The 3,342-nt window shown below is 74.1% G+C and carries 2 protein-coding genes; both read left to right on the top strand.

What is annotated here, in order from left to right:
* The coding region (locus ACIQIB_RS39335) for an SDR family NAD(P)-dependent oxidoreductase (protein WP_400764266.1) at nucleotides 1-3,023 on the top strand (3,023 nt) is incomplete at its 5' end.
* Nucleotides 3,024-3,115: 92 nt separating this feature from the next.
* On the top strand, nucleotides 3,116-3,342 hold a 227-nt coding region (locus tag ACIQIB_RS39330; RefSeq protein WP_400764268.1), incomplete at its 3' end, for a beta-ketoacyl synthase N-terminal-like domain-containing protein.

Raw genomic sequence — 3,342 nt, 5'->3', positions numbered from 1 at the left:
AGGACACCTTGGAGCGCCTCTACACCTCCGCCGCCCAACTGCACGTGAGCGGTGTCCCGGTGGACTGGACGGCGACCGGCACCGCCGGGAAGCCCATCGACCTGCCCACTTACGCCTTCCAGCACCAGCGCTACTGGCCGCAGATCTCCCCCTCCCGGTCCGGTGACGTCACCTCGATCGGCATGACCGAGGCCGACCACCCGTTGCTCGGCGCGGCCGTCGAGCTGGCAGGCTCCGGCGAACTGCTGTTCACCGGTCGTCTGTCGGTGCAGGCGCAGCCGTGGCTGGCGGATCACGCGGTGGCCGGGTCGGTGCTGCTGCCGGGCACAGGGTTCGTGGAGCTGGCGATCCGGGCCGGGGATGAGGTCGGCTGCGGCCAGGTGGAGGAACTGACCCTGGAAGCGCCGCTGGTGCTGCCCGAGCGCGGCGCGGTCAGCGTTCAGGTGAGCGTCGGAGCGGGCGACGAGTCCGGGCGGCGTGAGCTGGGCCTGTTCTCCCGCCCGCAGGACGGCGCCACCGACGATCCGTGGACCCGGCACGCCACCGGCGTCCTGGCCCCGGCGACCGATCAGCCGGCCGCCGACCCTGGCCTGACCACCTGGCCCCCCACCGGAGCCGAACCGCTGGCCGTCGAGGACGCGTACGACCGGCTCGCCGAGCTCGGTGTCGAGTACGGGCCGTCCTTCTGCGGGCTCCGGGCGGCCTGGCTCGGTGACGGCGAGGTGTTCGTGGAGGCCCGGCTGCCCGAGCGGGAGTCCGTGGAGGCGAGGGCGTACGGGCTGCACCCGGCGTTGTTCGACGTCGCCCTTCAGCCGCTCGGTCTGGGGACCGTCCTCGACGCGCCCGAGCCGGGGCGCTCCCGTCGGCCCTTCTCCTGGCGGGACGTGCAGCTGTGGGCCACGGGGGCGGACGCCCTGCGGATCCGGGTGGCCAAGGCCGGTGACGAGTCGGTGTCGCTGACGGCGGCCGACGCGAGCGGCCGGCTGGTCGCCACCGTCGGTGAGGTGACGCTTCGTCAGATTGCCCAGGAGGGTGCGTCCGCGCAGCACAGTGACGCGCTGTTCCAGGTGGACTGGCTGCCGGTGGCGGCGCCGGTCGACGGGGCGGTCGCCGCCTCGTGGGCGGTGCTCGGCGAGGCCGGCGGGTCCGGGGTGGAGGCCTTCACGGACCTGGCCGGGCTCGCCCGGGCCGTGGCGAACGGCGCCCCGGTGCCGGAGCTGGTGTTCGCGCCGTTCCCGGAGTCGGAGTCGGGGTTGGAGACCGACGGCCTGCCGTCGGATCTGCCCGCAGCCGTTCGCGGCGCCACCTACCGGGTCCTGGAGCTGCTCCAGGGCTGGCTGGCGGACGAGCGCTTCGAGGCGTCCCGCCTCGTCGTGGTCGCCCGTCGGGGGCTGGTGGGCGCGCCGGTCTGGGGGCTGGTGCGCTCGGCCCAGGTGGAGAACCCGGGACGGTTCGTGCTGCTGGAGGACGACCGGTCGCTCCGTACGGTCGACGGTTCCGGGCCCGAGGACTGGGCGGCGATGGCGGAGGCGGTCGCCACCGGCGAGCCGCAGCTGAGGCTGACCGGCGGGGGTACGGGCGAGGGTGCGGTCACCGCGGCCCGGCTGGTCCGTGCCGCCGGGCAGGACGCGACGGCCGAGGCCGCGGCCGCGCCGGTGGCGTGCTCCTTCGACCGGCCCGGTACGGTGCTGATCACCGGCGCCTCGGGCGGCCTGGCCCGCCTGCTGGCCCGCCACCTGGTGGTCCGGCACGGTGCGACCCGGCTGCTGCTCGCCGGGCGACGCGGCGCCGCCGCCGAGGGGATGCCCGAACTCCTCGTGGAGCTGGGCGAGTTGGGCGCCGTTGCGGAAGCCGCCGCCTGTGACGTCGCGGACCGCGAGGCGCTCGCGGAACTGCTCGCCGGAATCCCGGCGGCGCACCCGCTGGTCGGGGTCGTGCACACCGCGGCGGTGCTGGAGGACGGCGTGCTGACCGGCCAGAGCCCCGAGCGGCTGGACCGCGTGCTGCGGCCGAAGGTGGACGGCGCGCTCAACCTGCACGAGCTGACCGCACGGGCGGACCTCTCCGCGTTCGTCCTGTACTCCTCGCTCTCCGGTATGCTCGGCGGCGCCGGCCTGGCGAACTACTCGGCGGCCAACGCCTTCCTGGACGCCCTGGCCCGTCACCGCCACGAACTCGGCCTGCCTGCGGCCTCCCTGGCCTGGGGCCTGTGGGAGCAGCGGAGCGGGATGGCCGGCCGGCTCAGCGAGGTCGACCTCGTCCGGATGTCCCGGGCGGGAGCGGCGCCGATGCCGGCCGAGGAGGGGCTCGCGCTCTTCGACGCGGCGCTGGCCCTGGGCGAGCCGGTCGTGGTGCCGGCCCGACTCGACACCGTGGAGCTGCGCTCGCAGGCGGCGGCCGGGGTGATGCCCGCGCTGTTCCGGGCGGTGGTGCGGCCCGGCCCGGTCCGGCGGGCCCAGGCGGTGGTCGCGGCCGATCCGGCCGTGGCGGAGGAGTCCTTGGCTGAGCGGCTGGCCGGGCTGGCCCGTTTGGACCAGGACCGGCTGCTGCTGGACGTGGTCCGCGAGCACGTCAACGCGGTCCTCGGCCACACCTCGGCCGATGTGGTGCGGGCCGACCGGGCCTTCAAGGAGCTCGGCTTCGACTCGCTGACCGCCGTCGAACTGCGCAACCGGCTGAGGGCCGCGACCGGCCTGCGGCTGGCCCCGACCCTGGTGTTCGACCACCCGACACCGGCCGCGCTCGTCGAGCTCCTGCGCGGCGGACTGGTCACGAACGAGTCCGAGGACGACCTCTCCGTCCTCGCCGAGCTGGAGAGGTTCGAAGCAGTCCTCGCCCAGATGGGCCCCGACGAGGGCCTGCGCGGGAAGGTCGCGGAACGGCTGCAGTCCGTCCTCTGGAAGTGGGACGACGCCCGTGGCGCCGACAGCAATGGCGAACTCGACGCCGAGTTCGGCGAGTTCGACCCGGTCTCCGACGAGGAGATGTTCAACCTGATCGACCAGGAGTTCGGCGACATCTGAGTCGCCCGCACCGCCTGCCCTGACCTTCGGCTGCCCAAGAACGGACACCCATGTCGAACAACCAGAACTCCGACGCGAACACGGACCGGACCATGAACGAGGAGAAGCTTCGCACCTACCTCCAGAAGACGGTCAACGATCTGCGGGTGACCCGGCGCAGGCTGACCGACCTGGAGTCCAAGGAGCACGAGCCGATCGCGATCGTCGCGATGAGCTGCCGGTTCCCGGGCGGGGTGCGGACGCCGGAGGACCTGTGGCGGCTGGTGGCGGCGGGCGGCGACGCGATCTCGGTGTTCCCGGACGACCGTGGCTGGGATCT

This window comes from Kitasatospora sp. NPDC092286, from assembly GCF_044755565.1.
Classification (GTDB): Bacteria; Actinomycetota; Actinomycetes; order Streptomycetales; family Streptomycetaceae; genus Kitasatospora.
The sequence above is the reverse complement of the archived record's forward strand: the minus strand, read 5'-3'. Positions and strand labels throughout refer to the sequence as shown.